Origin of the sequence: Kitasatospora sp. NPDC059795, assembly GCF_042732175.1 — a bacterium.
GTDB lineage: Bacteria > Actinomycetota > Actinomycetes > Streptomycetales > Streptomycetaceae > Kitasatospora.
Map to the genome: position 1 here is coordinate 39715 of NZ_JBHWID010000019.1, position 22673 is coordinate 62387.

At 72.9% G+C, this 22673-nt stretch carries 22 protein-coding genes; 16 read left to right on the plus strand and 6 right to left on the minus strand.

All coding sequences use genetic code 11. From position 1 onward, the window contains the following. Nucleotides 1-143 precede the first annotated feature (143 nt). On the minus strand, nt 144-635 hold the full coding sequence (locus ACFV4P_RS30460) for an inorganic diphosphatase (RefSeq protein WP_380476617.1): 492 nt from the start codon (nt 633-635) through the stop codon (nt 144-146). 137 nt (nt 636-772) lie between these two features. Between ACFV4P_RS30460 and dacB the strand changes: the two genes are divergently transcribed. The 6 genes from dacB to folE all read left to right on the plus strand — a co-directional run bounded on the left by dacB (nt 773) and on the right by folE (nt 8404). Next, entirely contained in the window at nt 773-2212 is a 1440-nt protein-coding gene (gene dacB / locus ACFV4P_RS30465) for a D-alanyl-D-alanine carboxypeptidase/D-alanyl-D-alanine-endopeptidase (RefSeq protein ID WP_380476619.1), read from the plus strand. 72 nt (nt 2213-2284) lie between these two features. Further along, nucleotides 2285-3430 carry a zinc-dependent metalloprotease gene (locus ACFV4P_RS30470; RefSeq protein WP_380476621.1) on the plus strand — a complete coding sequence of 382 codons (1146 nt, stop codon included), beginning with the start codon at nt 2285-2287 and terminating at the stop codon, nt 3428-3430. Nucleotides 3431-3661: 231 nt separating this feature from the next. Beyond that, nucleotides 3662-4804 carry a tRNA lysidine(34) synthetase TilS gene (tilS, locus tag ACFV4P_RS30475; RefSeq protein ID WP_380476623.1) on the plus strand — a complete coding sequence of 381 codons (1143 nt, stop codon included), beginning with the start codon at nt 3662-3664 and terminating at the stop codon, nt 4802-4804. A gap of 63 nt (nt 4805-4867) precedes the next feature. Continuing rightward, on the plus strand, nt 4868-5422 hold the full coding sequence (hpt, locus tag ACFV4P_RS30480) for a hypoxanthine phosphoribosyltransferase (protein ID WP_073811605.1): 555 nt from the start codon (nt 4868-4870) through the stop codon (nt 5420-5422). Nucleotides 5423-5643: 221 nt separating this feature from the next. Beyond that, a complete protein-coding gene (gene ftsH, locus ACFV4P_RS30485) occupies nt 5644-7686 on the plus strand; it encodes an ATP-dependent zinc metalloprotease FtsH (RefSeq protein WP_380476626.1) in 2043 nt (680 codons plus the stop codon). 112 nt (nt 7687-7798) lie between these two features. Beyond that, entirely contained in the window at nt 7799-8404 is a 606-nt protein-coding gene (gene folE / locus ACFV4P_RS30490) for a GTP cyclohydrolase I FolE (protein ID WP_380476627.1), read from the plus strand. 15 nt (nt 8405-8419) lie between these two features. Here the strand turns inward: folE and ACFV4P_RS30495 are convergent, their stop codons facing one another. Next, the gene (locus ACFV4P_RS30495) at nt 8420-9604 is read right to left on the minus strand and encodes an alpha/beta hydrolase (RefSeq protein ID WP_380476629.1); all 1185 of its coding nucleotides are present in this window, start codon (nt 9602-9604) and stop codon (nt 8420-8422) included. 391 nt (nt 9605-9995) lie between these two features. On the opposite strand from ACFV4P_RS30495, the gene ACFV4P_RS30500 reads away from it, so the two are divergent. From ACFV4P_RS30500 to ACFV4P_RS30530, 7 genes are all read left to right on the plus strand, one after another. Continuing rightward, nucleotides 9996-11831 (plus strand): phosphatidylglycerol lysyltransferase domain-containing protein, encoded by a 1836-nt coding sequence (locus tag ACFV4P_RS30500; RefSeq protein ID WP_380476631.1) that lies wholly within the window; start codon nt 9996-9998, stop codon nt 11829-11831. Between the two features lie 159 nt (nt 11832-11990). Beyond that, on the plus strand, nt 11991-12857 hold the full coding sequence (folP, locus tag ACFV4P_RS30505; protein WP_380476633.1) for a dihydropteroate synthase: 867 nt from the start codon (nt 11991-11993) through the stop codon (nt 12855-12857). A 2-nt stretch (nt 12858-12859) separates the two neighbouring features. Then, entirely contained in the window at nt 12860-13357 is a 498-nt protein-coding gene (locus ACFV4P_RS30510; protein WP_083646774.1) for a nuclear transport factor 2 family protein, read from the plus strand. Nucleotides 13358-13521: 164 nt separating this feature from the next. Beyond that, nucleotides 13522-13881 (plus strand): dihydroneopterin aldolase, encoded by a 360-nt coding sequence (gene folB, locus ACFV4P_RS30515; protein ID WP_043916702.1) that lies wholly within the window; start codon nt 13522-13524, stop codon nt 13879-13881. Beyond that, nucleotides 13881-14516, plus strand: a complete 636-nt coding sequence (gene folK / locus ACFV4P_RS30520; protein WP_380476635.1) for a 2-amino-4-hydroxy-6-hydroxymethyldihydropteridine diphosphokinase — start codon at nt 13881-13883, stop codon at nt 14514-14516. Before folB ends, folK begins: the two co-directional genes overlap by 1 nt. 137 nt (nt 14517-14653) lie before the next feature. Continuing rightward, complete coding sequence (locus ACFV4P_RS30525) at nt 14654-15151, plus strand: DUF3180 domain-containing protein (RefSeq protein WP_380476637.1); 498 nt, start codon at nt 14654-14656, stop codon at nt 15149-15151. Nucleotides 15152-15267: 116 nt separating this feature from the next. Next, nucleotides 15268-16302, plus strand: a complete 1035-nt coding sequence (locus ACFV4P_RS30530) for a hypothetical protein (protein ID WP_380476639.1) — start codon at nt 15268-15270, stop codon at nt 16300-16302. A gap of 59 nt (nt 16303-16361) precedes the next feature. Here ACFV4P_RS30530 and ACFV4P_RS30535 read toward each other — a convergent pair whose 3' ends face one another. Together ACFV4P_RS30535 and ACFV4P_RS30540 are read right to left on the minus strand one after the other, a co-directional pair. Continuing rightward, entirely contained in the window at nt 16362-16937 is a 576-nt protein-coding gene (locus tag ACFV4P_RS30535; protein ID WP_380476641.1) for a TerD family protein, read from the minus strand. A gap of 102 nt (nt 16938-17039) precedes the next feature. After that, nucleotides 17040-17531 (minus strand): hypothetical protein, encoded by a 492-nt coding sequence (locus ACFV4P_RS30540; RefSeq protein WP_380476643.1) that lies wholly within the window; start codon nt 17529-17531, stop codon nt 17040-17042. Between the two features lie 63 nt (nt 17532-17594). On the opposite strand from ACFV4P_RS30540, the gene arfB reads away from it, so the two are divergent. Next, entirely contained in the window at nt 17595-18023 is a 429-nt protein-coding gene (gene arfB, locus ACFV4P_RS30545) for an alternative ribosome rescue aminoacyl-tRNA hydrolase ArfB (protein ID WP_380476645.1), read from the plus strand. Between the two features lie 27 nt (nt 18024-18050). Here the strand turns inward: arfB and ACFV4P_RS30550 are convergent, their stop codons facing one another. Next, nucleotides 18051-18605: a flavin reductase family protein gene (locus ACFV4P_RS30550; protein ID WP_380476647.1), complete on the minus strand. Its 555-nt coding sequence runs from the start codon at nt 18603-18605 to the stop codon at nt 18051-18053. 294 nt (nt 18606-18899) lie between these two features. Here ACFV4P_RS30550 and ACFV4P_RS30555 point away from each other — a divergent pair, with 294 nt between their 5' ends. Next, nucleotides 18900-20675: a diguanylate cyclase domain-containing protein gene (locus ACFV4P_RS30555; RefSeq protein ID WP_380476649.1), complete on the plus strand. Its 1776-nt coding sequence runs from the start codon at nt 18900-18902 to the stop codon at nt 20673-20675. Nucleotides 20676-20784: 109 nt separating this feature from the next. Beyond that, nucleotides 20785-21711, plus strand: coding sequence for a hypothetical protein (locus tag ACFV4P_RS30560; RefSeq protein ID WP_380476651.1), 927 nt, complete (start codon nt 20785-20787; stop codon nt 21709-21711). A gap of 49 nt (nt 21712-21760) precedes the next feature. On the opposite strand, the gene ACFV4P_RS30565 is transcribed toward ACFV4P_RS30560, so the two are convergent. Beyond that, a complete protein-coding gene (locus tag ACFV4P_RS30565; protein ID WP_380476653.1) occupies nt 21761-22615 on the minus strand; it encodes a ketose-bisphosphate aldolase in 855 nt (284 codons plus the stop codon). Between the last annotated feature and the right edge of the window lie 58 nt (nt 22616-22673).

Below are 22673 nucleotides of genomic sequence, written 5' to 3' on the forward strand. Positions count from 1 at the left end.
TTACCTGGGGGGCGCTTTGGTGGGGTGCCGGCGCTCCGACGCCGCGTGACCGGCCCCCCACAACCCGGCGGGGGGGGGGTGTCCCAACCGGCCCCCCCGCCCCTCGCACGGGTGTTGAGGGCCGCCCCGGAGGGCGTCGCGGCTCAGTGGCCGCCCTGCTCCTCGAGGCGCTTGATCGAGGCGTTGATCTCGGCCTCGGCCTCGGCCCGGCCGACCCAGTCGGCGCCCTGGACGGACTTGCCCGGCTCCAGGTCCTTGTAGACCTCGAAGAAGTGCTGGATCTCCAGGCGGTCGAACTCCGACACGTCCTGCAGGTCCTGCAGGTGCGACCAGCGCGGGTCGGTCGCCGGGACGCACAGCAGCTTGTCGTCGCCGCCGGCCTCGTCGGTCATGTGGAACATGCCGATGGCGCGGCACTTGATCAGGCAGCCGGGGAAGGTCGGCTCGTCCAGGATGACCAGGGCGTCCAGCGGGTCGCCGTCGTCCGCGAGGGTGCCCTCGACGTAGCCGTAGTCGGCCGGGTAGCGGGTCGAGGTGAAGAGCATGCGGTCCAGGCGCAGGCGACCGGACTCATGGTCGACCTCGTACTTGTTGCGCGAGCCCTTCGGGATCTCGATCAGGACGTCGAACTCCAACGGTTCCTCCAAGGTCTGGGACTGACAGAATCCAAGTGTCTCCTACGACGGGGAGTGCTCTTGAAAGGGGCCGGTCGGTGAGATCAGGGACAGGGGTGGGACGCGGGCGCAGAACGGCGCTCGCGGGGGTCCTGGGGGTGGCGCTGGCCGCGGGGGTGCTGACCGTCGCCGACCCGGCGACGGCGCAGCCCTCGCCGAGCGCAGGCCGCTCGGACGGGCACGGCAGACGCCCGGACGACGGGCACCACCAGGACGGGGACCCGCAGGGGCACGGCCGGCAGGACCGGCACGGCGACCGGCGGCGCGCGGTGCCCGTCAAGGGCCCGGTGCTGTCCGCCGGGGACGCCGGGGACAGTCGCGCCCCGAACGGCAACGCGCTGCGCAGCGCGGTCGGCAGCACCGTCCAGGACAAGTCGCTGGGCACCCTGAGCTACGCGGTCGCCGACGCCGCCACCGGTGAGCTGCTGTTAGGCGCCCAGGAGAACACCCCGGCGACGCCCGCCTCCACCACCAAGCTGGCCACCGCCGTCGCCGCGCTGGCCCTGCTGCCGGCCGACCGCCGGATCGCCACCACCGTGGTGCAGGGCGCCCCCGGCGAGATCACCCTGGTCGGCGGCGGCGACCCCACGCTGACGGTGCTGCCCGTCGACCAGGTCCGGATCGGCGGCGCCCCCGTGGACGCGGACAGCGCGCCCGCCTCGCTGGCCGACCTGGCTCACCGCACCGCCGCCGCGCTGAAGGCGGCCGGCGCCACCGGCGTCAAGCTCTCCTACGACGCCTCGCTGTACACCGGCCCGCTGCTGCACAAGGAGCACGACGGGACGAACATCGCCGCGGTCGCCCCGCTGATGATCGACGAGGCCAGGTCCGACCCGCGCTCCCAGGAGGAGGCCCCGCAGCGGGTGTCCGACCCGGCCGGGCAGGCCGTCGAGGCCTTCGCGAACCTGCTGAAGGCCGAAGGCATCACCGTGCAGAACAAGGCCGGACAGGCCACCGCGCCCGCCGGGGCCGCCGAGCTGGCCCGGGTGGAGTCGCCGGAGATCGGACGGCTGGTGGAACGGATGCTCACCACCTCCGACAACCAGCTCGCCGAGGCCGTCGCCCGGCAGGTCGCGCTCGCCGCCGAGCAGCCCGCGAGCTTCGAGGGCGCCGCGAGCGCCGTCACCGCCGAACTCGGCAAGCTCGGCCTGCCGCTGACGGGCGTGGTGCTCACCGACGGCAGCGGCCTGGCCAAGGCCAACCAGCTGCCGCCGACCGTCCTGGTGAAGCTGCTCGCCGAGGCCGCCTCCCCACGGCACCCGGAGCTGCGCCCGGTGATCACCGGCCTGCCGATCGCGGGCTTCACCGGCACCCTGGCCGGCCGGTACGGCGCGAAGTCCGGGGCCGGCGAGGCGGCCGGCATCGTGCGCGCCAAGACCGGCAGCCTGGCGGGCGTCAACACGCTGGCCGGCACGCTGGTCGACGCCGACGGCCGGGTCCTGGTGTTCGCGCTGATGACCCGGACCGGCGCCGACCCGTTCGTGGCCCGCGCCGCGATGGACCGGATCGTCGCGAAGATCGCCGCCTGCGGGTGCTGACGGCCCGTCGGCCCGTCGATCGGCCGCCGCCGTTGTCTCCCCCGGGCGGTGGCGAGCACGTACCGTGAGGGCATGACGAGCGCGAACAGCGGTGCGGAGATGGTCGACTGGGATCTCGCGGTGGCGACCGCGGTGCGCCTCGCCCGGCCCGGGCCCCGGGTCGGCCGGGAGGAGGCCCGCCTGGTGGTCTCCGAGCTGCGCCGGCACGCCGTCGAGGCCGAGCGGCACGTCCGCGAGTTCACCCGGATGGGGATGGGCGAGGAGACTCCCGGCACCCCCGTCCTGGTGGTCGACCGGCCCGGCTGGGTGCGGGCCAACGTGGCGGGCTTCCGCACCGTGGTCCGCCCGCTGACGGACCGCCTGGCGGCCCGCCGCCCGGACGGCCCGGGCGCGGCGGCGGCCGGCTCGGTGGGCGCCAAGGCCACCGGCGTGGAGGTCGGCGCGGTGCTGGCGTTCCTGTCGGGGAAGGTGCTCGGCCAGTACGAGACCTTCGCCCCCGCCGAGCTGCCCACCGCCCCGGACAGCCCCGAGGGCCTGTTCGACCAGCCGCGCCGGGGCCTGGCGACGCCGCCCGGACGGCTGCTGCTGGTGGCCCCGAACATCGTCCAGGTGGAGCGCGAACTCGGCGTCGACCCGCACGACTTCCGGCTCTGGGTGTGCCTGCACGAGGAGACCCACCGCACCCAGTTCACCGCCGTGCCCTGGCTGCGCGACCACATCCAGTCCGAGGTGCAGGAGTTCCTGGCGCAGACCGACGTCGACCCGTCGGCGCTGCTGGACCGGCTGCGCGAGGCCTTCGGCGGCCTGGCCGGCCGCGGCAACGGCTCCACCGCGGGCAGCCTCACCGACCTGGTGCAGACGCCCGCGCAGCGGGAGATCCTGGCCCGGCTGACCGCCGTGATGTCGCTGCTGGAGGGCCACGCCGACGTGGTGATGGACGGCGTCGGCCCGGCCGTGGTGCCCTCGGTGGCCGAGATCCGGGAGAAGTTCCAGCGCCGCCGCGACCGCGGCAACGGCCGGCTCGACCTGGTGCTGCGCCGCCTGCTCGGCATGGACGCCAAGCTGCGCCAGTACCAGGACGGCGCGGTGTTCGTGCGCGGCGTGGTGGAGCGGGCCGGGATGGACGGGTTCAACCGGGTGTGGACCTCGCCGAACACGCTGCCCACCAAGGACGAGATCCACGACCCGGCGTCCTGGGTGGCCCGGGTGGTCGGCTGACGACCGGACCCCTTGGCGGTCACGGCGCGGCCCGGCGTGGACGGTCACGCGGGCGAGTCGTACACCTGGCGGCAGACGTAACGTTTCTCCATTCACCCGTACGTGGGACCGTGGATCCGCCGTTGGCGCGGGTGGCGTGGGCGGAGGCCGGATTCTGCGACCATCTGTGAGCGCCTGGTGACCGAGAGCTGACAGGCGGTCCCGAACCCCCTCCGCCAAGGAGTGCCAACCATGGGCCCACACCCCGCTGTCGCGGCGATACGCCTCGCCGTCCGCCGTACCCTTGCCGACCTCGCCGCCGAGGCCGGCGTCACCCCGGGCGGGCCGGTGCGCGCCCGCAGCGCGCCGCCGGCGCAGACCGCCCCGCTGCCCGCGCTGGCCACCACCGCCACGGTGCCCGGCACGTTGATCGGCAACGCCCGCCGCCACCCCTCCGGCCTGCCCCGCACCCCGGCCGCCCCCGGCTCCCCGCTGGTGCTGGTCGCGGTCTCCGGCGGCGCCGACTCGATGGCGCTGGCCATCGCCACCGCCTTCGAGGCCCCCAAGCTCGGCCTGCGGGTCGGCGCCGTCACCGTCGACCACGGCCTGCAGGACGGCTCCGCCGAACGCGCCGAGCAGGTCGCCGTCCGGCTGCGCGAGCTGGGCCTGGACCCGGTGGAGGCGGTCGCGGTGCACGTCGGCCGCGAGGGCGGCCCGGAGAACGCCGCCCGGGAGGCCCGCTACGCCGCGCTCGACCGCGCCGCGGAACGCCTCGGCGCCCTCGCCGTGCTGCTCGGCCACACCCGCGACGACCAGGCGGAGACGGTGCTGCTGGGCCTGGCCCGCGGCTCCGGCGCCCGCTCGCTGGCCGGCATGCCGGCCCAGAAGGGCCACTACCGCCGCCCGCTGCTGGAGCTGGACCGGGCCGCCACCCGGCAGGCCTGCACCGCGCAGTCCATCCCGGTCTGGGACGACCCGCACAACACCGACCCGGCGTACACCCGCTCCCGGGTCCGCCACGAGGTGCTGCCGGTGCTGGAGAAGCACCTCGGCGGCGGCGTGGTGGAGGCGCTGGCCCGCACCGCCCGGCTGTTCCGCGACGACGCCGACGCGCTGGACCAGTGGGCGGCCCTCGCCGAGCACGACCTGCGGGCCCCCGACGGGGCGCTCGACGTGGGCAAGCTCTCCGAACTGCCCCCCGCGGTGCGCCGCCGGGTGCTGCGTCGCGCCGCCCTGCGCGCGGGCTGCCCGGCCGGCGACCTGTTCGCCAGGCACCTGGAAACCGTGGACTCGCTGGTCACCGGCTGGCGCGGCCAAGGCCCCCTGCACCTACCCGGGGGCGTCGAAGCCGTGCGGCGGTGTGGCACGCTGGTGTTTCGGCGGCAGGGCGACTGAGCACGAACCAGTCGTACTACCGCCGCCGAACCCAGACCCCGAACGTTTGAGGACGTATCCCCGGTGGACCAGAACGACATGGGCGCAGACCTCGCGAAGGTGCTCATCAGCAAGGACGAGATCGACGCCAAGCTGGTGGAGCTGGCCGCGCGGATCGACCAGGACTACGCGGGGAAGGACCTGTTGCTGGTCGGCGTCCTCAAGGGCGCCGTGATGGTGATGGCGGACCTCGCCCGGACCCTGCACAGCCAGGTCACCATGGACTGGATGGCGGTCTCCTCCTACGGCATGGGCACCAAGTCCTCGGGCGTGGTGCGCATCCTGAAGGACCTGGACACCGACATCGCGGGCCGTGACGTGCTGATCGTCGAGGACATCATCGACTCCGGTCTGACGCTGTCCTGGCTGCTCGGCAACCTCGGTTCGCGCGGTCCGGCCTCGCTGAAGGTCTGCGCCCTGCTGCGCAAGCCGGACGCGGCCAAGGTCGAGATCGACGTCGAGTACGTCGGCTTCGACATCCCCAACGAGTTCGTGGTCGGCTACGGCCTGGACTACGCGGAGAAGCTGCGCAACCTGCCGTTCATCGGCACCCTGGCCCCGCACGTCTACGGGGGCTGAACCGTTCGGGCGACCGGTGGGAACAGGGCCCTGTTCCCACCCGTTGTGCGGGGGTAGGAAAATAGACCGCACCGTGGTGTGATCCCGTCGTGAGCGGGGCCCGCTGCGGTACGGTCCAATCAACCGCTCGTCTGACGAGCACATATCGGAAGCGCCGCGGCCCCCAGCCGAGCAGCGCCCGTTGAATGGCAGGAGGGACGGGGCGGTGACGCCCCGCATGGATGGACGTCAAGCGATACTTCCGTGCGCCGATCATGTGGGTCGTGCTGGCCGCCCTCGCCGTGTTCGCGTTGATGGAGCTCGTCTCGGATTCGAGCGGCTACAAGACGGCGGACACCGGTCAGATCATCAGCGCGATCGACAACAACCAGGTGAAGTCGGCGCAGCTCACCACCGGTGACTCGAACCTCATCAAGATCAAGCTGCAGGACGGTCAGAAGCTGAAGCCGGGCGCCAACGGCAAGTCGCCGTCCGGCTCCAACTTCCAGGCTTCCTACACCGGCGACGCCCAGGCAGCCGACCTGGCCAAGAACCTGCAGACCAAGTACGCCGCCGGACAGATCCCGGACGGTTACACCGTCAGCCCCGAGAAGCAGTCGACCTTCGTCAGCCTGCTCTTCTCGATGCTGCCGATCGTGATCATCGTCGTGGTCTTCCTGTTCCTGATGAACCAGATGCAGGGCGGCGGCTCCCGGGTCATGCAGTTCGGCAAGTCCAAGGCCAAGCTGCTGACCAAGGACACCCCGAAGACCACCTTCGCGGACGTCGCGGGCGCCGACGAGGCCGTCGAGGAACTCCACGAGATCAAGGAGTTCCTGCAGGAACCGGCCAAGTTCCAGGCCGTCGGCGCGAAGATCCCCAAGGGCGTGCTGCTGTACGGCCCGCCCGGTACCGGCAAGACCCTGCTGGCCCGCGCCGTCGCGGGCGAGGCGGGCGTGCCGTTCTACTCGATCTCCGGCTCGGACTTCGTCGAGATGTTCGTCGGTGTCGGCGCCAGCCGGGTCCGCGACCTCTTCGAGCAGGCCAAGGCCAACGCCCCGGCGATCATCTTCGTCGACGAGATCGACGCCGTCGGCCGGCACCGCGGTGCGGGTCTCGGCGGCGGTCACGACGAGCGCGAGCAGACCCTCAACCAGCTGCTGGTCGAGATGGACGGCTTCGACGTCAAGGGCGGCGTCATCCTGATCGCCGCCACCAACCGCCCCGACATCCTGGACCCGGCGCTGCTGCGCCCCGGCCGCTTCGACCGGCAGATCGCCGTCGACCGCCCGGACCTCCAGGGCCGCCTGGACATCCTCAAGGTGCACCAGAAGGGCAAGCCGATCGCGCCCGACGTCGACCTCTCGGCCGTCGCCAAGCGCACCCCCGGCTTCACCGGCGCCGACCTGTCGAACGTGCTGAACGAGGCCGCGCTGCTCACTGCGCGCTCGGACCTCAAGCTGATCGACAACAACGTGCTGGACGAGGCGATCGACCGCGTCGTGGCCGGTCCGCAGAAGCGCTCGCGGATCATGTCCGACAAGGAGAAGAAGATCACCGCGTACCACGAGGGCGGTCACGCCCTGGTCGCGGCGGCCTGCAACTACTCCGACCCGGTGCACAAGATCACCATCCTGTCCCGGGGCCGGGCGCTCGGCTACACCATGGTGTTGCCGGAGGAGGACAAGTACTCGACCACGCGCAACGAGATGCTCGACCAGCTCGCCTACATGCTGGGCGGCCGGGCGGCGGAGGAACTGGTCTTCCACGACCCGACCACCGGCGCCTCGAACGACATCGAGAAGGCCACCGCCACGGCGCGGGCCATGGTCACCCAGTACGGCATGAGTGAGCGCCTGGGCGCGATCAAGTTCGGCTCCTCCGACTCCGAGCCCTTCCTGGGCCGCGAGATGGCCCACCAGCGCGACTACTCCGAGGAGATCGCCGGGCTGGTGGACGAGGAGGTCAAGCAGCTGATCGAGGCCGCGCACAACGAGGCCTGGGAGATCCTGGTCGAGAACCGCGACGTGCTCGACAACCTGGTCCTCGAACTGCTGGAGAAGGAGACGCTGAACAAGGAGCAGATCGCCGAGGTCTTCGCTCCGGTCATCAAGCGTCCCCCGCGTCCGGCGTGGACCGGCTCGGCCCGCCGCACCCCGTCCACCCGGCCGCCGGTGCAGTCGCCGAAGGAGCTGGCGCTGACCAACGGCGCCGTCTCCGGCACCGACAGCCCGGTCGACACCGTGAAGCTCCCGCCGGCCGACGGCGGCCAGGTCGACAGCTGATCGACCCGAGCACCTGTTCGGAATGGATGCCGCGTTTCCGGGGTTTGTACCCTGGAGGCGCGGCATTCGTGCTGCACGGAAACTTTTCCCTTTCACGAGCAGCGAGGCACGCATGATCGATCCGGTGACGCTCGACGGTGAGTCCCCCGTCCGCGAGTTCGACCAGAAGCGGGCCGAGAACGCCGTCCGCGAACTGCTCATCGCGGTCGGCGAGGACCCGGACCGCGAGGGCCTGCTGGAGACCCCGGCCCGGGTCGCGCGCGCCTACCGCGAGATATTCGCCGGTCTGTGGCAGCAGCCGGAGGAGGTGCTCACCACCACCTTCGACCTCGGCCACGACGAGATGGTGCTGGTCAAGGACATCGAGGTGTTCTCCACCTGCGAGCACCACCTGGTGCCGTTCCGCGGCGTCGCGCACGTCGGGTACATCCCCGCGACCACCGGCAAGATCACCGGCCTGTCCAAGCTGGCCCGCCTGGTCGACGTGTTCGCCCGCCGCCCGCAGGTGCAGGAGCGGCTCACCAGCCAGGTCGCGGATGCGCTGATGCGGATCCTGGAGCCGCGCGGCGCCATCGTGGTGATCGAGTGCGAGCACATGTGCATGTCGATGCGCGGCATCCGCAAGCCCGGGGCGACCACCGTCACCTCGGCGGTCCGCGGCCAGCTGCGCGACCCCGCCACCCGGGCCGAGGCGATGAGCCTCATCATCGGTCGTTGATCGGGTGCGCCCCCGTCAGGGCCGCGGTTCGCGGTCCTGCGGGGGCGTGAGGTGGTCGCTGAGCCACTCCAGGGTGGCCGGCAGTTCGCGGCGCCAGGTGTCGAAGGAGTGGCCGCCGTCCGGCAACAGCAGTGAGTCCACCAGGAATTCCGGGTGGTCGTCGGAGGCCTGTTTGGCGGCGGTGAGGAACCGCTCGGTCGCCGGGTAGTCGTCCTCGGCGTGGGTGGAGACCACCAGCAGGGCCGCGGACGGCGCGGGCAGGTTCTTCAGCCGCCAGTTCAGGTCGGACTTCTGGGCCGCGTCGGCGTCGCCCCGGAACAGGTCGCCGTCGGTCCAGCGGTCGTTCGGCACCGTGTAGTCCGGGTGCATCCCGGCCGCGTTGCGGTACACGTCGGGGTGACGCATCGCCAGCCGCAGCGCGCAGGACCCGCCGGTGGAGTAGCCGAACACACCCCAGGACTCCGCCGCCCGGCCGACCCGGTACGCGGAGCGCAGCGCGGCCGGCAGGTCCTTCACGAACCAGGTCTCGGTCTTCGGGCCGCCGGCGACGTCCACGCACTCGGTGTCCCGCGGCGGGGCGACGGTGGGGCGGGCCATCACGATCACGGTGGGGGCCATCTGGCCGGTGCGTTGCAGCTCGGCGGCGGTCTGCGGCAGTTGCAGGCTCTCCACCAGGTGCAGGGTCGGACCGGGGTAGCCGGCCAGGGCGAGCAGCACCGGGAAGTGCTCGCGGTTGTAGCGGGGGTTGAAGTACTCCGGTGGCAGATAGACGAACATCTGATCGGACAGGCCGGACTCGGCGCCGGTCACTTTCACCGAATCGACCCGGCCGACCTCTTCGGGTGGACCGGGCGGCAACACGTCCTTGACCGTCTCCAGCCCGCCCTCGGTGGTCGGCTGCACCAGCTTGTCGCTCTCGGGGGCGGCGCCGGGGGCGCGCCCGGAGGTCAGTGCCAACGGGGCTCCTGCGCCGGGGCGCAGCAGGTCGTTCCAGGAGGTGTAGAAGCCGTACGCGTTGTTCACCGACAGCAGCAGCACCGACAGCACCGCCACCTGGGTGACCGCCAGCAGTCCGAGTCGTCCCAGCATCGGCAGCGGCCGCTGCGCGGACAGCCGCGGCCACAGCCAGAGAGTGGCCACCAGGGCCGCCGTTCCCACCGCGATCAGCGCGTACACCAGTGTCCGGCTGGTCAGCTCCATGCCTTCCGGCCCTCCTCGAATCCCGCTCGGTCAACGTTGTCTGACGGTCCGTCTGGTGCGAGTGGGGGTAGTCTGACCGAGCGTCGGAAACCAGTACGACCGGATGACTGCACGAACGGGAACCGTCGCCCTAGAATGCGGCGTCCACGGGTTGGAATCGCGCCGAACCGCCGAGTCGGCGGCCACGGGTGCGGCATCGGTAGTACCCGCCGCGTCCCCCGGTCTGACGAGTGCACCCGTTCGAACCGAGCCCCCGGCGGACCCCCTCATCCGTCCGGTGGACCCCTCTTGACGTGCGGATTGCCAGAAAAAGGAACAGTCATGAAGGTTCATCACAACCCGGGTCCCGGGGTGCGCGAGCAGCGCCCGGGTGCCTCTAGGCTGGGTTCTCATGAGCGCTCCCGTGTCCGCTGAGACGACGTCCGACCAGCCCCGCCGGCGTGGGCTGAAGGCGCTCCGGTCCCAGGCCTCCGCCGTACCGCGGGCATGGGTGCCGGGCGCGGTCGGGTACGCCTGCCTGGCGATCGGACTGATCGACATCGTCGGCGCGGTCTTCCCCCGCTTCCGGGCCACCAGGATGCACAGTTGGGCCGGCCAACTGCCCGGCGGCACCACCACGTTGGCCGCCGCCGGCACCCTGATGGTCGGCATGCTGCTGGTGCTGCTCGCGCACGCCCTGCGCCGCCGCAAGCGCCGCGCCTGGCGCGCCGTCTGCGTGCTGCTGCCGGTCGGCGCCGCGCTGCACATGCTGCGCTGGCACCAGTTCGGCCAGGCCGCGATCTCGCTGGCGCTGTTCGTGCTGATGCTGATCCACCAGCGCGAGTTCTACGCCAAGGCCGACCCGCGCACCCGCTGGCGCGCGGTGGTCAATTTCGTCGTGCTCGGCGCCGTCTCGGCGCTGATCGGCCTCGCCATCGTGTCCGTCCGCTGGAAGGACGAACTCGGCGACCCGACGCTGTTCCAGCGCCTGGAACACGTCGGCTACGGCCTGTTCGGCTTCGAGGGCCCGATCCACTACACCAAGGAGTGGGTCAGCGACCTGGTCGCCTACTCCCTCGGCGGGCTCGGCCTGCTCACCGCCCTCACCACCGCGTACCTGGCGCTCCGCCCCGAGAAGCCCGAACCCGAGCTCACCGCCGAGGACGAGCTCAAGGTCCGCGAGCTGCTCGCCCGGCACGGCAAGCGCGACTCGCTCGGCTACTTCGCCCTGCGCCGCGACAAGAGCGTCCTGTTCTCGCCCACCGGCAAGGCCGCGATCTCCTACCGGGTGGTCTCCGGCGTGATGCTCGCCTCCGGCGACCCGGTCGGCGACGTCGAGGCCTGGCCCGGCGCGATCAAGGTCTTCATGACCACCGCCCGCGAGCACGCCTGGGTGCCCGCCGTCATGGGCTGCTCCGAGGTCGGCGGCGAGGTCTGGACCCGTGAGGCCGACCTCGACGCGCTCGAACTCGGCGACGAGGCCATCGTCGACACCTCCACCTTCTCGCTCTCCGGCCGCGCCATGCGCAACGTCCGCCAGATGGTCAAGCGGATCGAACGCAACGGCTACTCCTGCAAGGTCCGCCGGGTCGGCGACCTCACGCTGGAGGAGAAGCGGCAGATCGCCGACGCGGCGGCCCGCTGGCGCGGCACCGACACCGAGCGCGGCTTCTCGATGGCGCTCGGGCGCTTCGGCGAGGTCGGTGACGACGAGTGCGTCGTCGTCACGGCGCACAAGGCGCCGGAAGGCGACGAGAGCGGCTCCGACGACCTGAAGGCGGTGCTGCACTTCGTCCCCTGGGGCGAGGACGGCATCTCGCTGGAACTGATGCGCCGCGACCGGGAGGCCGACCCCGGCCTCAACGAGCTGCTGATCGTCGCGGCCCTCCAGGAGGTCGGCGCGATGGGCGTCCGGCGGGTCTCGCTGAACTTCGCGATGTTCCGCTCGGCGCTCGCCCGGGGCGAACGGATCGGCGCGGGGCCGGTGCTGCGGGCCTGGCGCGGGCTGCTGGTCTTCCTGTCGCGGTGGTTCCAGATCGAGTCGCTGTACAAGTTCAACGCGAAGTTCCAGCCGACCTGGGAGCCGCGGTTCCTGGTCTACAAGCACACCCGCGACCTCCCGCGGATCGGCTTCGCGGCGATGCAGGCGGAGGCCTTCATCACGCTGGGCATGCCGCGATTCGGGCGCAAGCGGCAGCGGCAGGGCCTCATGCCGGAGGCTCCGGCCGAGCTCGGCAGGGCGGCGTAGCGGGGAGCACCACCAGGGGCGCAAGCGCAGACCCGTCCGTGAGGTCGCGATCGATGGCAAGTCATTGCCGGCGTCGCGACCTTGCGGGCGGGTGCCTTTTCGCACCCGACCCGCTTGCGGGGTTCCCCGGCCGGTCGGGGGTGGCCGGCTGCGTCGATAATGGGTCTTATGAGCGAGAACCTCCCTGGCCTGCCCGTCCTGGACCGTTGTGCGGTGATGGGGGTGGTGAACGTCACGCCGGATTCGTTCTCGGACGGGGGGATGTGGCTGGATCCGGCGAAGGCGATCGCGCACGGGCTGGACCTGGTGGCGCGGGGGGCGGATCTGGTCGATGTGGGTGGGGAGTCGACCCGGCCGGGGGCGGTGCGGGTGACGGAGGAGGAGGAGCTGCGCCGGGTGGTGCCGGTGGTGACGGAGCTGGCCCGGGCGGGGGTGGTGGTGTCGGTGGACACCATGCGGGCGGCGGTGGCGCGGGCCGCGGTGCAGGCGGGTGCGGCGATCGTCAACGACGTGTCCGGAGGACTCGCGGATGCGGAGATGGCGAACGTGGTCGCCGAGACCGGCGCGCCGTTCGTGGTGATGCACTGGCGCGGGCAGTCGGCGGACATGTACGCGCAGGCGGTGTACGACGACGTGGTCGCGGACGTGGTGCGGGAGCTGTCCGACCGGGTGGAGGAGCTGCTCGCGGCGGGGGTGAAGGAGGATCAGCTGATCCTGGACCCGGGCCTGGGGTTTGCCAAGACGAGCGCGCACAACTGGGCGCTGCTGGGTCGGCTGGACGCGCTGACGGCGCTCGGTCGGCCGGTTCTGGTCGCGGCTTCGCGCAAGCGCTTCCTGGGTACGCTGCTCGCCAACCCGGAAACCGGGGAGCTGCGCCCGGCGCGGCAGCGGGACGACGCGACGGCGGCGGTCTCGGTGCTGTCGGCGAAGGCGGGCGCCTGGGCGGTGCGGGTGCATGACGTGTCCGGCACGGCTGACGCCGTACGAGTCGTGGCGGCCTGGGAGCAGGCCGAGCAGAGGGGGTAGACGTGGCGGAGGCAGTGAGCGGCAACGACCGGGCGGCGGCGCTGGAACCGGACGAGGAGGCCGTGCTGGCGGCCAATCAGGCGCTGTACGAGGCTCTGGAGACCGGCGACCTGGACGCCGTCGAGTCGATCTGGCTGGGCCCGGGCGAGGCGGACGACAAGGGCGGGGTGTTCTGTGTGCACCCGGGCTGGCCGGCGCTGGTGGGCCGGGCCCAGGTGACCCGCTCGTACATGTTGATCATGGCGAACACCGAGTACATCCAGTTCTTCCTGACGGATGTGGAGGTGGACGTGCAGGGCGATGTGGCGCTGGTCACCTGTACGGAGAACATTCTGTCCGGCGGCGAGCCCGAAGAGGAGGGCGAGTTGGGGCCGCTGGTGGGCGGGAAGGTCGTGTCGACGAACCTGTTCCGGCGCACTCCGGACGGCTGGAAGCTGTGGTCGCACCATGGTTCGCCGGTGCTCACCAGTGGCGACGACGAGGACGACGAGGACGAGTGATCGCCGCCCGTCAAGGGCCGCGGTGGCCGGTCCGATCGGGTGGGCGGCCGGGGAGGCGGTCCGGGAGGGTCGGCGCTCGAAGGTAGATTCGAGGGGCGGCGGGCGACGATGCCCGCCGGTCCCCGCTTCGGCGGGGCCGTCAGCTGGGAGCAGTGATTCTTGTGCTGGACCGCGTCACCTTGCGTGGGCTCCGTGCCCGCGGCCACCACGGCGTCTTCGAGCGGGAGCGGATCGAGGGGCAGACCTTCGTCGTCGACCTGACGCTGTTCCTGGACACCCGGCCGGCCGCCGCGAGTGACGACCTGACCCGCACCGCGCACTACGGCGTGATCGCGGAGGAGGTCACCGCGGTGATCGCGGGCGATCCGGTCGACCTGATCGAGACGCTGGCCCAGCGGATCGCCGACCAGTGCCTGCGGCACGAGGTGGTCGAGGAGGTCGAGGTCGTCGTGCACAAGCCCGATGCCCCGATCACCGTCCCGTTCGACGACGTCACCATCACGATCCGCCGGGGCCGCGCCTGATGGCGCCCGGTGGAGCCCGAGTGGAGGGAACTCCCATGGCCACCACAGACCCGACCGCCACGCCGACCACGTTCGACCTGCAGGGCAAGGTGGACCGCGTGGAATCCACCATGCACGAGTCGCGGGACGCCGCGATCGCGCTCGGCAGCAACCTGGGCAACCGCCTGGAGACCCTGCAGGGCGCGGTCGACGCGCTGGAGGACACGCCCGGCGTACGGGTGACCGCGCTGTCCGCGGTGTACGAGACGGACGCCGTCGGCGGGCCCGCCGACCAGCCCAGCTACTTCAACGCCGTCGCGCTGCTGCGCACCTCGCTGCCGCCGCAGGACCTGCTGGAGCGGGCCAACGCCGTGGAGGACGCGTTCGGCCGGGTGCGGGCCGTCCGCTGGGGCTCCCGCACGCTGGACGTCGACATCCTCAGCTACGAGGGCGTGCGCAGCGACGACCCGCAGCTGACGCTGCCGCACCCGCGGGCCCACGAGCGGGCGTTCGTGCTGGCGCCGTGGCAGGACGCCGACCCGCAGGCCGAGGTGCCCGGGCACGGGCCGGTCGCGGAGCTGCTGGCGGCGCTCGGCGGGGCCGAGGGCCAGGGCGTGCGGCTGCGCGCCGACCTGCAGCTGCGACTGCCGGAGTGAGCCGTCCGGGAACTTCCGGCCGGCCACGGCCGTAGCTCCCTGCGGGTGCGGCCCGGCCGGTACGGTGGGCTGGTCGCCGCGCCGAACTCCCGGGCCGTGCAGGGCCGGGTCGAACCACTGGAAGGAAGCCCGTCCGCGTGAAGCCGCTCCGTCTCCGCCTGCTGCTCGGCATCACCGCCATCACGGGGCTGCTGTCCTGGGGCGGTGCCCGGCTGTGGGACTCGCTGGGCACGCTGCCCGGAGTGCCCGCGTACGCGCCGTACGTGCTGGCGGCGATCGCCGTGGTGCTGCTGGCCGTGGCGATCTCGCTGCGGTCGCGGCTGAAGGCGATGCGGGAGCGGCAGCCGGGCGCGAAGCGGGTCGATCCGCTGCACGCGGCGCGGGCGCTGGTGCTGGGGCAGGCCAGCGCGCTGGTGTCGGCGGTGGTGACCGGCGTGTACGCGGGCGTCGGGGTGTTCCTGCTCGGCTCGCTGGAGGTCGCCGCCCGTCGGGCGCAGGCCGCCACCGCGCTGTTCGCGGTGCTGGCCGGTGCGGCGGTGATCGCGGTGGCGCTGTGGCTGCAGCACATCTGCCGGCTTCCGGAGGACCACGACGACCCGGAGCACCCGCGCGGCACGGCCGCCTCCTCCCGCTGAGGCCGCTGCTCGCACTGCGTGACGGTTCGGACGCGGCCCGTGTTTCTGTCGGCGTGTCAAGGGCGGAATGGGGGGCGAGGCTGACAGGGCCGCGACTCGCACGCTAGTTTCTAGCCATGCCTCGCGGACGCCACCGTCATTCCTCCGTCCTGGGCCGGTCGTTGCCACCGGTCGCCTCCGGTGTGCTCGTGGTCGCGGCGGTGGCCGCGCTGGTGGCCAGTCCGGACCAGATCGTGGCCCGCTCGGTCGGCGTCGCCGCGGTGGTCGCGGTGGTCGGCCTGGCGCTGGTGCTGCGGCAGCGCGACCGGGCCGCCCGGGCCGCTGTCGAGCTGGCCATGACGCGCCGGCTGCGTGCCGAGGAGCGCTACGAGGAGCAGATCGCCGAGGCCGAGTACGCGGCCGAGGTCGCCGAGGAGCGGGCCACCCGCTTCGGGCGGCGGCTGACCGCGGAGAAGTCCCGGCTGGCGAAGGCGGAGACGGAGATCGCCCGGCTGCTGCGCGAGCGCGCCGTGCTGGTCGCCGAGCAGGCGCTGAAGGAGGCCGAGGCGGCCCGCCGGGCCGTCGAGGAGTCCCGTCCCAAGCACCCGGTCACCCCGGCCGCGTTCGTCCGCGCACAGGCCGCGATGCGGCACCTGGAGCGGCAGGCGGTGTCCGCCGAGGCGCAGCGCGCGGTGTCCGCCGAGGCGCAGCGCGCGGTGGACGAGCGGGCCCAGGTCGAGCTGCGGCCGAAGATGCCGGAGCCGGTGCCGGCCACCGGTTCGGCGGCGCTGCGTCCGGTCGGCCCGGCGCTGCCCGGCCCGCGCCCGCAGGCCGCGGAGCAGGCGGCCCCGCAGCGGCCGCGGGGAGCGGCGTTCAGCTTCTTCGGCCGGCCGGGCAGTGCCCGGGCCGCGCTGCGGGCGGCCGCGCCGGCCCCGGCGGTGGGCGACCTGGCGGACGTGGTGGGCGACGAGGCACTGGCCGACAGCGAGCGCTACGCGGTGCTGGACGCCGCGCCGGTGGACGCCGGGCAGCCCGCGCACCGCGCGGTGGAGCAGCCGCCGAGCCACCAGCACGCGGAGTCCGACACCGAGCCCGTCGAGGTGGTCGACCTGACCCCGCACGACGAGACCGAGCTGCTGGAGCTGCCCGAGCTGCGGGCCGGCCGGCCGTGACCACGCGGAAGGGCCCCCGTTCCTGACGGAGCGGGGGCCCTTCCGGCTGTGCCGGTGCGTCAGACGTTGACGCCGAAGTCCTGGGCGATGCCGGCCAGGCCGGAGGCGTAGCCCTGGCCGATGGCGCGGAACTTCCACTCGGCGCCGTTGCGGTACAGCTCGCCGAAGATCATCGCGGTCTCGGTGGCGGCGTCCTCGGAGAGGTCGTAGCGGGCGAGCTCGGCGCCGCCGGCCTGGTTGAGCACCCGGATGTAGGCGTTGCGGACCTGGCCGAAGCTCTGGCCGCGGCCGTTGCCGTCGTAGATCGACACCGGGAAGGTGATCCGGGTGACGTCGGCGGGCAGTGCGGCCAGGTTGACGTTGACCTGCTCGTCGTCGCCGTCGCCCTCGCCGGTGCGGTTGTCGCCGGTGTGGACGACGGTGCTGTCCGGGGTGCTGGTGTTGTTGAAGAAGACGAAGTGGCGGTCGGAGTAGACCTTGCCCTCGCCGTTCAGCACGATCGCGCTGGCGTCCAGGTCGAACTCGGTGCCGGTGGTGGTGCGCACGTCCCAGCCGAGGCCGACGGTGACCGCCGTCAGGCCGGGGGCCTCCTTCGTCAGCGAGACGTTGCCACCCTTGGTGAGGCTCACGGGCATGGTCTGTGGTGTCCCTTCGGTCGGTTCGGTCGGTTTTGCCCAGAGAACGCGGGACGGGCGGCCTTTGGTTCCACACGGGGTGCGGGGCCGTCCGACGCCGGGTCAGATTCTCGGGTACCGGCCCTGCACGGTCCAGATGTTCGGATTGTCGGCCAGGTCCTCGTGCAGCTCGGTCAGGTCGGCCAGCACGTCCTGGAGGAAGTCCCGGGCCTCCCGGCGCAGCTCGGCGTGCCGGACCACCACCGGCTCGTCGTCCGGACGCCAGGTGGCGGTGATCTCCACCCAGCCGAACCGGCGGGCGAAGCGCAGCAGCTCGGTGTTCTGGGTGAAGTCGAGGTCCTCGGTGCGGACCCGGGCCTCGCGGCTGCCGCGCGGGTCCTCGTCGAGGCGTTCGACGACGTCGCACAGCGCCCAGGCGAAGTCCAGCACCGGCACCCAGCCCCAGAGGGTCTCGACGCCGGTGCCGTCGTCGCTCTCCAGGTAGACGTCCCCCGCGAACAGGTCGTGGCGCAGCGCGCGGACCGGTGCGGTGCGGTAGTCGGTCTGCGGGGGGTCGGGGAAGCGGTTGGAGAGGGAGTAGCCGAGCTCGATCACGCCCGCCATTGTGCCGGGTTAACCAGGTGACGGGCGCCGCGCCCGGGCGGGATGATGGGCGGCATGACTGAGCCCGTGCGCGTACGGGGTTCGGTGGTCGTACCCGACGCCGAGCTCGTCTGGCGCTTCTCCCGTTCCTCCGGCCCCGGCGGCCAGCACGTCAACACTTCCGACAGCAAGGTCGAGCTGCGCTGGGATCTCGCCGCCTCCGACGCGCTGCCGCCGGTGTGGAAGGACCGCGCCCTGGAGCGGCTGGCCTCGCGGCTGGTCGACGGGGTGCTGGTGGTGCGCGCCTCCGAGCACCGCTCGCAGTGGCGCAACCGCGAGGTCGCGGCCGCCCGGCTGGCGTCGCTGCTGGGCGAGGCCACCGCGCCGCCGCCGAAGACCAGGCGGGCCACCAAGCCCACCCGGGGCATGATCGAGCGGCGGCTGGAGAACAAGCGGCACCGCGCCACGCTGAAGCAGGGGCGGGGCCGGGTCAAGCCCGACTAGGGCCTGTCCGGCCCCGGCTGCTTCGGCTCAGCCGAGTTGGCGGTAGCCGGAGCGGAAGTAGACCAGCGGTCGGGCGGCCGGGGCGGGGACTCGCGCGGCCAGGACGCGGCCGAGCACCAGGGTGTGGTCGCCGGCCGGGATGCGCTGTTCGGTGCGGCACTCGACGGTGGCGAGCGCGCCGTCGATCAGCGGGGCGCCGGAGTGCGGGCCGCGCTGCCAGGCGGCGTCGGCGAACAGCAGGCGGTCGCTGAGCCGGCCCTTCATGGCGAACCGGGAGGCCAGTGTGCGGTGCTCCTCGCCGAGCAGCGAGACCGCCCAGGTCTCGGCCCGGGCGAGCAGGTCGTCCATCCGGGAGTCCTCGCGCACCGAGACCAGCACCAGCGGCGGCTCCAGCGACACCGACAGGAACGAGGTGGCGGTCATGCCGACGTCCTCGCCGTCCTCGGGGTCGTGCACGGTCACCAGCGAGACGCCGGCGGCCAGTTGGCCGAGGGCGGCGCGGAACTCCTCGGGAGTGGCGTCGGCGTCGGCAACGGGGGCGGGCGCGGCGGGGGAGGCGGGGGACTGTGGGGAGCTGTACACGTACCGCACGGTAGTCTCCGCGCGGGCGCAGCGGTATCGGGCCCTGGTCGTAGGTCGGATCGGTCGCTGGGCCGAGCGTGGGGGTGGTGTGCCGTCGGAAGTCGCCTGCCGGGCGTCCTGTCGTTCCCTGCCGTTTCCGAATACGATCATCACTTGATCATTATGTGATTTGAGTCACACTGACAGCCTATTGCTGACCGAGCGTGCCTATCGAAGTGCTCGCTGTGATTCAGTTCTTCTGGCAATCGGACGACACCTCTCAAGAACCATCCGAAGCAGCCGGGGAGCCCCCGCATGGAAGCCGAGTCGGAGCCCTACGTCCGCCTCGCGACCCTCCGCACCTTGCACCGGGTCGTGGCGGACCTCAACGCTGCCCGGAGCCTGGCGGGAACCCTCCAGGCGGTCGTCGAGGGAGCGGTCCACGGGCTCGGGTTCGACGCCGCCGCGGTCAGTCTGGTGCGGCCCGACGGGGACCTGGTGATCGCCGCCGTCTGGGAGATCGAGGAGAGCACCTTCGGCGGGCCCTCCGTGCTGCTCGGCCAGGTCGGCTCCCGCGAGTCCTGGGACCGGATGCTCCAGGTCGCCGACCACTGGGGCACCCTGCGCTTCCTCCCGTACGACCGCGGCTGGGCCATCGGCACCGACATCCCCACCTGGACCGGCGACGGCCCGCTGCCCGTCTACGACAACGACTGGCACCCCGCCGACGTCCTGCTCGCGCCCATGTACAGCGCCGGCGGCGACCTGCTCGGCATCCTCTCGGTGGACCGACCGCGCAGCGGCAAGCGGCCCGGCGCGTGGACCCGCGAGGCGCTGGAGATGTTCTCCCTGCAGGCCTCCATAGCCATCGGCAACGCCCGGCTGCGGGCCGAGATGCAGCGCGCCCTGGCCCGCCTGGAGAAGGAGCAGCAGGCCCTGCGGGCCAGCGAGGAATCCTTTCGGCAGGCCTTCGAGTACGCCCCCAGCGGCATGGCCATCACCGAACTGCACGGCGACGGCACCGGGCAGCTCACCCGCGTCAACGACGCGCTGTGCAGGCTGCTCGGCCGCCCCCGGGCCACCCTGCGCCAGCAGCGCTTCGTCGACCTGGTCCACCCCGACGACCTGGCGCTGCTGCTGCGCACCAGCGCCGAGGGCGGACGCGCCGAACTGCGGCTGTCCCGCCGCGACGGCGGCTTCCAGTGGGTGTGCCTGCGCAACTCGGTGGTCGCCGACGCCACCGAGGGCCCCAGCTTCCTGCTCACCCACGTCGAGGACATCGAGGACCGCAAGCGGCACGAGCTCCAGCTCGCCCACCGGGCCAGCCACGACGCCCTCACCGGCCTGCCCAACGGCGCCGAGCTGCGGTCCCGGCTCGCCCGCCGGCTCTGTTCCCGGCCCCAGCTGCCCGCCCCCGGCGGGCCGCCCGACACCGGCCACCCGCCCTCAGGCGCCGTCCAGAACGGCCCGCCGGCGCCCGGCGGCCCCGTCACCCTGGCGCACGGCTACCCGCCCCCCGACGAGGCCCTGGAGCGCGACCGGGAGGCCTTCGCGGCCGGTGAGATGCTCCGCCACGACGCCACCGCCGCGCACCACGTGCACGCCGTCGTCCCCGCCGACCCGTCGGGCGGCGAGCCCTGGCACGGCCACCGCCGCCCCGGCCCGGAGAAGGGCCTCGCCGTCCTCTACTGCGACCTCGACGGCTTCAAGCTGGTCAACGACCGCTACGGCCACAACGCCGGCGACGCCGTGCTGATCGAGATCGCCCGCCGGCTCCAGCAGGTCGTCCGGGAGGGCGACACGGTGGCCCGGATGAGCGGCGACGAGTTCGTCGTGCTGGCCGACGCCATCGGCCGCGAGGAGGCCAAGGAACTCGCCGGGCGACTGCGCAGCGCCATCCTGCCGCCGATGCGGATCGACAACCGGGCCGTCCGGGTCGGCGTCAGCCTCGGCATCGGCTGGGCCGGCTGCGGCATGAGCATCGACGAGGTGCTGCACTCCGCGGACGAGCGGATGTACGACGAGAAGCGCACCCGCGGCGGCACGGCCCGCGGCTCGCGCGGCGAGCGCTCGCACCGCCGGGCGGGCTGAACCGCGCGGCGGGCTGAACCGCGCGGCCGGCTGAACCGCTTGGTCCTGGCCGAAAGGCGACAGGTAGGGTGCCCTGGGTACGAGAGCATCCAGTCCTGGGGAGTTGACCGTGACGACCGCCGGTAACAACGACGGCGCGGGCGAGGACGACCCGTTCGCGTACCTCTACCGTCCCGCCGAGGGCGAGCAGCCCGTGGCCGAGCGGCCCACCGGCTACAGCCGTCCGATGGAGGTCGGCCGCGCCACCTACGGCGAGCGGCCCGCGTACTCGCAGACCCCGCCGCCCGCCGGCCCCGGGCACCCGCAGGCCGGGCCCGGCGCCGCGCCCGGGCAGGAGACCACCGCGCTGCCGCAGCAGTCGCGGTACGCCGAGCGCTCCCGGCCCCGCCCCGGTGAGGACCGGCCGGCCGGCCGCGGCAAGGCCACCGTGATCGGCGCCGTCGCGGTGGTCGCCGCGATCGCCATCGGCGCGGGCGTCGCCCTCTCCACCGGCGACCCGGACGCCGGCGGCAAGGGACAGGCCGCCGGCAACAGCCACAGCCCGTCCGCCCCGGCCGAGCCGAGCTCCCCGGGCCCGTCCAGCCCCGCGCCCAGCCCGAGCGCCGCCAACGAGCCGATCGGCGACGCCTCCACGCTGCAGGCGCAGGGCGCGAACCTCGACGCGGCGGTCAAGGGCGCGTCCTCCGGGGACGGCAAGTACCTGACGCTGCAAGGCGGTTCGTCGGTCACCTGGACGGTCAACTGGGACGCCGCCGGGCGGACCAAGGTCTGGCTGCACTTCAACAACACCGGCGCCGACCAGCCCGCGCAGGTCACGGTGAACGGCAAGGAGCACTCGGGCGGCGTGACCTTCAAGAACTACTCGAAGGGTGGGAACCAGGACCCCGCGCAGTCCTGGTACAGCACCAACATATGGCCGGACCTGCAGGCCGGTTCCAACACCATCACGGTGACCCTGCCGGCCGGTGCGGGCACGGTGCTGCTCGACCAGATCGCGGTGACGCCGTTCTCGGTGGAGAAGTACCCCGCCAAGTGACCATCGCGACGGGGGCGCCGGGGAACACTCCGGCGCCCCCGTCGGCGTGTCAGCGGCCGGCGACCACCCGGGACAGCTGTTCGACGGTGCGGGTCATCGCGTCCCGGGCGGCGGTGAGGTACTTGCGCGGGTCGGTGGCGGCGGGGTGGGCGGCCAGGTGCTCGCGGACGGCGGCGGTGTAGGCCAGGTTGAGCGCCGTGCCGATGTTGATCTTCACCATGCCGGCCGCGACGGCCGCGGTGAGCAGCTCGTCGGGGACGCCGGAGCTGCCGTGCAGGACCAGCGGGACGGGGACGGCGGCGGCCAGGTCGCCGATCAGGTCGAGGTCGAGGGCGGCGGTGCGCGAGGTCATCGCGTGCGAGGAGCCGACGGCGACGGCCAGCGCGTCCACGGCGGTGTCGGCGACGTACCGGGCCGCCTCCGCCGGGTCGGTGCGGGCGCCGGGCGCGTGCGCGGACAGCGGCGGCTCGCCGTCCTTGCCGCCGACCCGGCCCAGTTCGGCCTCCAGGTGCAGGCCGTGCCGGTGCGCCCAGACGGCGGCCTCGGCGGTGGCCTTGACGTTCTCGTCGTGCGGCAGCGCGGAGGCGTCGAACATCGCGGAGGAGAACCCGGCGGCGGGGGCCGCGCGCAGCAGCTCGAAGTCCTCGCAGTGGTCGAGGTGGAGCGAGACGGGGACGCGGGCGGCGGCGGCGATCTCCGCGCAGGCCCGGGCGATCGGCAGCAGGCGGCCGCCGCGGTAGGCGATCGCGTTCTGGCTGAGCTGGAGCACGACGGGCGTCCCCGCGGCTTCGGCGCCGGCGGCGATCGCCTCGGCGTGCTCCAGGGTGATCACGTTGAAGGCGGGCAGTCCGCGCCGGTCGGCGGCGGCGGACGCGAGCAGGTCGGAAGTAGCGGCGAGCGGCAAGGAGGTCTCCGGGTGGGGTGAGCAACGAGGCGCAGGTTCCGCTGCTCACCCCCCGTGC

What these genes read in the sequence shown, in the direction of transcription:
- ACFV4P_RS30470 (WP_380476621.1), top strand. Translation starts at nt 2,285, where the DNA reads ATGACGAGCGCGAACAGCGGTGCGGAGATGGTCGACTGGGATCTCGCG.
- tilS (WP_380476623.1), top strand. Translation starts at nt 3,662, where the DNA reads ATGGGCCCACACCCCGCTGTCGCGGCGATACGCCTCGCCGTCCGCCGT.
- ftsH (WP_380476626.1), top strand. Translation starts at nt 5,644, where the DNA reads ATGGACGTCAAGCGATACTTCCGTGCGCCGATCATGTGGGTCGTGCTG.
- folE (WP_380476627.1), top strand. Translation starts at nt 7,799, where the DNA reads ATGATCGATCCGGTGACGCTCGACGGTGAGTCCCCCGTCCGCGAGTTC.
- ACFV4P_RS30495 (WP_380476629.1), bottom strand. Translation starts at nt 9,604, where the DNA reads ATGGAGCTGACCAGCCGGACACTGGTGTACGCGCTGATCGCGGTGGGA.
- ACFV4P_RS30500 (WP_380476631.1), top strand. Translation starts at nt 9,996, where the DNA reads ATGAGCGCTCCCGTGTCCGCTGAGACGACGTCCGACCAGCCCCGCCGG.
- folP (WP_380476633.1), top strand. Translation starts at nt 11,991, where the DNA reads ATGGGTCTTATGAGCGAGAACCTCCCTGGCCTGCCCGTCCTGGACCGT.
- folK (WP_380476635.1), top strand. Translation starts at nt 13,881, where the DNA reads ATGGCGCCCGGTGGAGCCCGAGTGGAGGGAACTCCCATGGCCACCACA.
- ACFV4P_RS30530 (WP_380476639.1), top strand. Translation starts at nt 15,268, where the DNA reads ATGCCTCGCGGACGCCACCGTCATTCCTCCGTCCTGGGCCGGTCGTTG.
- ACFV4P_RS30535 (WP_380476641.1), bottom strand. Translation starts at nt 16,937, where the DNA reads ATGCCCGTGAGCCTCACCAAGGGTGGCAACGTCTCGCTGACGAAGGAG.
- arfB (WP_380476645.1), top strand. Translation starts at nt 17,595, where the DNA reads ATGACTGAGCCCGTGCGCGTACGGGGTTCGGTGGTCGTACCCGACGCC.
- ACFV4P_RS30555 (WP_380476649.1), top strand. Translation starts at nt 18,900, where the DNA reads ATGGAAGCCGAGTCGGAGCCCTACGTCCGCCTCGCGACCCTCCGCACC.